This window comes from Sulfitobacter sp. HI0027, assembly GCF_001634775.1.
In the GTDB taxonomy this organism is placed as follows: domain Bacteria; phylum Pseudomonadota; class Alphaproteobacteria; order Rhodobacterales; family Rhodobacteraceae; genus Sulfitobacter.
Map to the genome: position 1 here is coordinate 1 of NZ_LWER01000065.1, position 6,368 is coordinate 6,368.

5 protein-coding genes and 1 pseudogene are annotated in these 6,368 nt (G+C 57.6%); 3 read left to right on the forward strand and 3 right to left on the reverse strand.

All coding sequences use genetic code 11. The features are described 5' to 3' along the window. Nucleotides 1-374: recombinase family protein (locus A3722_RS03960; RefSeq protein WP_161488211.1), on the forward strand; the 374-nt coding region annotated here is incomplete at its 5' end. Nucleotides 375-975: 601 nt separating this feature from the next. On the opposite strand, the pseudogene A3722_RS23095 reads toward A3722_RS03960, so the two are convergent. The 3 genes and pseudogenes from A3722_RS23095 to rfbC all read right to left on the reverse strand — a co-directional run. Beyond that, nucleotides 976-1,539 (reverse strand): annotated as a pseudogene (locus A3722_RS23095) (SDR family oxidoreductase); the annotation flags it as partial. A gap of 4 nt (nucleotides 1,540-1,543) precedes the next feature. Then, nucleotides 1,544-2,584, reverse strand: a complete 1,041-nt coding sequence (gene rfbB / locus A3722_RS03980) for a dTDP-glucose 4,6-dehydratase (RefSeq protein ID WP_067627281.1) — start codon at nucleotides 2,582-2,584, stop codon at nucleotides 1,544-1,546. Beyond that, the gene (rfbC, locus tag A3722_RS03985) at nucleotides 2,581-3,147 is read right to left on the reverse strand and encodes a dTDP-4-dehydrorhamnose 3,5-epimerase (RefSeq protein WP_067627279.1); all 567 of its coding nucleotides are present in this window, start codon (nucleotides 3,145-3,147) and stop codon (nucleotides 2,581-2,583) included. The genes rfbB and rfbC overlap by 4 nt, the downstream gene beginning before the upstream one ends. Nucleotides 3,148-3,469: 322 nt before the next feature. Here rfbC and cysD point away from each other — a divergent pair, with 322 nt between their 5' ends. Further along, nucleotides 3,470-4,375, forward strand: coding sequence for a sulfate adenylyltransferase subunit CysD (gene cysD, locus A3722_RS03990; protein ID WP_067627278.1), 906 nt, complete (start codon nucleotides 3,470-3,472; stop codon nucleotides 4,373-4,375). A 50-nt stretch (nucleotides 4,376-4,425) separates the two neighbouring features. Next, nucleotides 4,426-6,339, forward strand: a complete 1,914-nt coding sequence (gene cysN / locus A3722_RS03995) for a sulfate adenylyltransferase subunit CysN (RefSeq protein WP_067627276.1) — start codon at nucleotides 4,426-4,428, stop codon at nucleotides 6,337-6,339. Nucleotides 6,340-6,368: the final 29 nt, after the last annotated feature.

The window sequence follows — 6,368 nt, forward strand, 5'->3', positions numbered from 1 at the left end:
TCAGCTTGCTGTCCGAGCGCGGCGTTGGCCTCCAGGTGCTCACCGGACAAGGCGCGCAGATCGATACAACAACTGCGGCAGGACGACTTTCATTTGGCATCTTTGCGGCCTTGGCCGAATTTGAAAGTGAGTTGATCCGCGAACGCACAATGGCCGGGCTCCAAGCCGCCCGCGCCCGTGGCCGGAAAGGTGGAAGGAAGTTTGCGCTGACAAAAGCGCAGGTCCGTATGGCGCAAGCCGCCATGGCCAATCGCGACACGTCTGTTAGTGATCTCTGCAAGGAGTTGGGGATCAAGCCTGTTACGCTCTATCGATACGTAGATCCAAACGGAAATCTGCGTGAATACGGAAGCCGCGTCCTCAAAATGCCTTAGGGTGTCATTCTGCACTCAGCCGGAATCCACCCCTACAATTTGCAGTCTGCTGATCTTCAAAACGAAGGAGATCAGAGATGTCTAAACGCAAGCAGCATGCGCCCGAGTTCAAGGCGAAGGTCGCGTTGGAGGCCTTGAAGGGCGAGGAGACCGCAGCCGAACTGGCGAGCCGATTTGGAGTGCATCCGACGATGATCCACCAATGGAAACGCGCTTTGCTTTGCTCGAGGGCGCATCCGGTGTGTTTGAGCGCGGTGGCCGTAAAAAGCCCGAGATCGACGAAGAGCAAGTGAAGGAACTCCATGCCAAGATAGGGGAGCTGGCGGTAGCCAACTCTTTTTTGGAACGAAAGCTCAAGCCCTGGGGCGGGAAGTGAGGCGCGGCATGGTGGAGCCTGATCACCCCCAGCTGTCTGTCGTCCAGCAGTGCAAGCTGCTGTCGATTGCGCGCTCGTCTTTCTATTACACGCCGAAGGGTGAGACCGCGCAGAACCTCGATCTGATGCGGCGGATCGACGAGCAGTTCTTGGAGACCCCGTTCTTCGGTGTCCGGCAAATGACCTGGCACCTGCGCAACGACGACCATCTAGTGAATGAGCATGACAGGCGGCAGCGATCTCGGCAGCGCCGGTGGGGCCGCCGATCTGGTCTGCAACAATGTTGAGCGTGTCACGCTCTGCCCCGAGCCGCAGCATGGTTTTGACGAAGTTTGAACCATGGGCCGAAACCACCCAAGAGGTCCGTAGGATGGCATGGGTGCCGCCCGCCGCACGCACCGCCTGCTCTCCGGCCAGTTTGCTGCGACCATAAGCGCCCAGTGGCGCGGTTGGATCATTCGGTTGCCACGGCGCGGCGCCATCCCCCTTAAAGACATAATCGGTCGAGATCTGCACAAAAGGAATGCCAAGGTCAGCGCAAGCGCGGGCCATCGCGCCGGGGGACGCGCCGTTGATCGTGGTGGCGCAGGGTTCATCTTCTTCTGCTTTATCGACCGCCGTATAGGCGGCGGCGTTGATCACCGCATCGGGGCGTTTCTGGTGGATCAGGGCGGCGCAGATCTCAGGAGTTTCTAGATCAGCGGCATCACGGCCGTAGCATTCTGTTCCCTCCAAGGCGGCGAGTTCGCGCGCGACCTGACCCGTTTTGCCGAAGACGAGGATGGTCATGCGCTCACCCCCTGGTGCCAAGCCGTTGGCCCACGCCATCGCGGTTCTGCAGCGCGCGCCACCAGTTCTCATTATCGAGATACCATTGCACAGTACGCTCCAACCCTTCTTCGACCGTCACCGACGGGCGCCAGCCCAGTTCATCACGGATACGGCTGGGATCAATGGCATAGCGCAGGTCATGGCCCGCGCGATCCTGCACAAAGGTGATCTGATCGGCGTAGGGCGCATCTTTGGGGCGTTTTTGATCCAAAATCCCACAGATGGTTTTCACAAGATCGATGTTGCGCGCCTCGTTCTCCCCGCCGATGTTATAGCTGCGCCCCATGGTGCCTTTTTCCAACACCAGCAGCAGCGCGTCGGCGTGGTCTTCTACATAGAGCCAGTCACGCACGTTGAGCCCCTCGCCGTAGACTGGGATAGGCTTGCCCGCCAAGGCATTCAGGATCACCACCGGCACCAGTTTTTCGGGAAAGTGGAAGGGCCCGTAGTTGTTGGAGCAATTGGTCAACACGACCGGCAGGCCATAGGTCTCATGCCATGCGCGGGCCAAATGGTCGCTGGAGGCTTTGGAGGCGGAGTAGGGCGAGCGCGGGTCATAAGGCGTGTCTTCGGTGAACATGCCCTCTGCACCCAGCGAGCCATAGACCTCATCCGTCGAGATGTGGTGAAAGCGGAACGGTTCTGGCTTGCCGCGCGCCACCCAATAGCGGCGCGCGGCTTCCAGCATGTTGTAGGTGCCGGTGATATTGGTCTCGATAAAACCCCCAGGTCCGTCGATTGAACGGTCCACATGGCTTTCAGCGGCCAGATGCATCACCGCGTCTGGCTGATGCGCCGCAAAAATGCGGTCAAGCGCCGCGCGGTCGCGGATATCGGCCTGCTCGAAAACATAAAGCGGATCGGCTGCAACGCTGGCGATGTTTTCAAGGCAGCCCGCATAGGTCAGCGCATCAAGGTTGACCACTGCATGACCCCGGGCCACCGCCAGCCGCACCACCGCTGAGCCAATAAAACCGGCACCGCCCGTCACCAGAATTTTCATGCTGAATTTCTGTAAGTGAAAGGGCTGTCAAAGCCGGCCAATAGCGGGGCCGTGGCATCCTTGTCGGACAGAATGGGTTCACCGTTCAGGCCCCAAACTATGCCGATATCGGGATCGTCAAAGCGCAACGCGCCGTCACATTCGGGCGCGTAGTAGTCGGTGCATTTATAGATAATCTCTGTATCAGGGGCGCGCGTGACAAAACCGTGCAGGAACCCTTTGGGTATCAGCAGTTGCGAACCGTTCTCGGCGGTCAAGTCATAGCCAACCCATTGGCCATATGTCGGGCTGCCCTTGCGGATATCCACCGCCACGTCGAACAGCGCCCCTTGGCCGCAGCGCACCAGCTTGTCCTGCGCATGAGGCGGGGTCTGAAAATGCAACCCGCGCACGGTCCCGACGGCTGCAGAAATCGAATGATTGTCCTGCACGAAGTCTAATGCGATCCCGTGTTCCGCCAGTGTCTTGCGGTTCCAGCTTTCGGAAAAGAACCCACGGGCATCACCGAACCTTGCGGGTTTTAACAAAAGGACCCCCGGTAGGGCGGTTTGAGTCACCTGCACAGTGGCGTGCTCCTTGAAATTTCTCCACTTGCCTTAGCAAGCAATCGGCTCATTGTCACGTGATGCTAGGGCAATGTGGGGACGCTCTTTTGCTCTTAGGCGCCCGCCACGGTCATTCGCGGATTAGAGCACCTTATTTTAGCCCGTCTTTTTTCACCGCAACGTTCTAGAAGCGCAGAAATTCACGACCATACCAAAAGTTTATACTGGCTTGGGGTAAACACTCTCAAATTACTGCCGAGATGGGGGTTACGCTGGCTGAAATACGAGATAGAAATGGTGTACCGCCCTCCGAACCATGCTTTTTTAGAGAACTCCATTTATGAACATGACAGCCCTGACCCACTTGCAGCGCCTTGAGGCGGAGAGCATTCATATTCTGCGCGAGGTTGCCGCGGAAGCGGAAAACCCGGTGATGCTTTACAGCGTGGGCAAAGACAGCGCCGTCATGTTGCATTTGGCAAAGAAAGCTTTCTACCCGGCACCGCCCCCCTTCCCGCTGCTGCATGTTGATACCACTTGGAAGTTTCAAGACATGTATGCGCTTCGGGACCGCGCAGCGAGCGAGGCCGGGATGGAGTTGCTGGTGCATCAAAACCCCGAAGCGGTAGAGCAGGGGATCAACCCTTTCGACCATGGCGCGCTGCATACCGACATGTGGAAAACAGAAGGCCTGAAGCAAGCACTCGACAAGCACGGTTTTGATGTGGCTTTCGGCGGTGCGCGTCGCGATGAGGAGAAATCCCGCGCCAAGGAGCGCGTCTTCTCTTTCCGCTCGGCAAACCACCGGTGGGATCCCAAGAACCAGCGCCCGGAGCTCTGGCGGCTTTACAATGCCCGCAAAGCCAAGGGTGAAAGCGTCAGAGTATTCCCAATCTCGAACTGGACCGAGTTGGATATCTGGCAGTACATCCACCTTGAGGGGATTGAGATCGTTCCCCTGTATTTCTCGGCACCGCGGCCCACTGTCACGCGCGATGGGATGATCCTTATGGTTGACGACGACCGTTTCCCGTTAGAGCCGGGTGAAACGCCTGAAATGCGCTCGATCCGCTTTCGCACCTTGGGCTGCTATCCCCTTACCGGTGCGGTAGAAAGCGAGGCTAAAACTCTGCCCGAGGTCATTCAGGAAATGCTGCTGACCACCACGTCCGAACGGCAGGGTCGGGCGATCGACCATGATCAGGCGGCTTCGATGGAAAAAAAGAAGCAAGAAGGTTATTTTTGACGCTTCCTTTCTTTTCCGGCCCTTCCATTTAAGCAGAGATATTACCCCCCATGACTGCCCAAAATCCGACCTACAAGACCGACGCCCTTATTGCCGAAGACATCGATGCCTATCTGGAACTGCATCAGCATAAGACCATGCTGCGCTTTATCACCTGTGGCTCTGTCGATGATGGTAAGTCCACATTGATCGGTCGGCTGCTCTATGACAGCAAGATGATCTTTGAGGATCAACTGGCGACGCTTGAGGCTGACAGCAAGCGTGTGGGCACCCAAGGGCAGGATATCGATTTCGCCCTGCTGGTGGATGGCCTGGCGGCAGAGCGTGAGCAGGGTATCACCATCGACGTCGCCTACCGCTTCTTCTCGACCGAGAAGCGCAAGTTCATCGTGGCCGACACACCGGGCCACGAACAATATACCCGCAATATGGTCACCGGCGCCTCGACCGCCGACCTTGCAGTGATCTTGATTGATGCCCGCAAGGGTGTGCTTACCCAGACCCGTCGCCACAGCTATCTCGTGCATCTGTTGGGCATCCGACATGTCGTGTTGGCCGTCAACAAGATGGATCTCGTGGATTATGACCAAGCCACCTATGACCAGATCGTAGAGGATTATCGGACCTTCGCTGAGAGTATCGGGCTCACCGATTTCACGGCCATTCCGATCTCGGGCTATAAGGGCGACAATATTACGGCCCCAAGTGAGAATACCCCTTGGTACACTGGCGCGCCGTTGCTGCCACATTTGGAGGCGGTAACTCTCGAAAACACCATTGAGCAATCCGAACCCTTCCGGATGCCGGTGCAGTGGGTCAATCGTCCCAACCTCGATTTCCGCGGGTTTGCGGGCCTCATCGCCAGTGGCCAGCTACACCCCGGAGACCCGGTTCGCGTTTTGCCATCGGGCAAAACCTCAACCATCGCACGGATCGTCAATTTGGGCGGCGACCGAGATCTCGCTGTCGCGGGCGAATCCGTGACCGTGACCTTGGCAGATGAGATCGATTGTTCGCGCGGGCAGGTGATCGTGGCGGCACAAGCGCCGCTTGAAGTAGCGGACCAGTTCGAGACCACGCTCGTCTGGATGGATGACACTGAATTGGTTCCCGGGCGCGCCTATGCCCTTAAGATCGGTGCCCAGACGGTATCGGCGACCGTGCAGCCTCCCAAGTATGAGGTTAACGTCAACACGCAGGAACATATCGCCACCAAGACACTGGACCTGAATGCCATTGGCGTTGCGAATATCACGACCGACCGCGAGATCCCCTTTGCTCCTTACAGCGAGAACCGAGATCTGGGCGGGTTCATCCTAATTGATCGGATCACCAACCGTACTGTTGCCGCCGGCATGATCAATTTCGCCCTGCGCCGGGCACAGAACATTCACTGGCAGGCTACGGACATTGGACGCGCTCACCACGCCTCTATGAAGCACCAAAAGCCAGCGGTGCTCTGGCTGACTGGTCTGTCCGGGTCCGGCAAATCCACGATCGCGAATATTGTTGAGAAAAAGCTCGCCCGGATGAACCGTCATACGTTCCTGCTGGATGGCGACAACGTGCGCCATGGGCTGAACAAGGATCTGGGCTTTACCGAAACGGACCGGGTCGAGAACATCCGCCGTGTTGGCGAGGTGGCGAAGCTTATGACGGACGCAGGCCTGATTGTTATTACCGCATTCATTTCGCCCTATCGGTCAGAGCGGGATATGATGCGCAGCATGATGCAACCTGGTGAATTCCTTGAGGTGTTCGTTGACACACCGCTTGAAGTAGCCGAGAGCCGTGATGTGAAGGGGCTTTATGCCAAAGCGCGCGCTGGCGAGTTGAAGAACTTTACCGGGATCGATGCGCCCTATGAGGCGCCACAAGCGGCGGAGTTGCGCATTGATACAACGAAGCTAAGCGCAGAAGAAGCGGCTGATTTGATTATTGCGAGGCTGATCCCGGAGCATTAATTTTTGTCTGCTCCGAGCAACACGCCTCA

Excerpts from the sequence above, each read along its gene's own strand:
- rfbB (WP_067627281.1), bottom strand. The coding sequence starts at position 2,584 with ATGAAAATTCTGGTGACGGGCGGTGCCGGTTTTATTGGCTCAGCGGTG.
- cysD (WP_067627278.1), top strand. The coding sequence starts at position 3,470 with ATGAACATGACAGCCCTGACCCACTTGCAGCGCCTTGAGGCGGAGAGC.
- cysN (WP_067627276.1), top strand. The coding sequence starts at position 4,426 with ATGACTGCCCAAAATCCGACCTACAAGACCGACGCCCTTATTGCCGAA.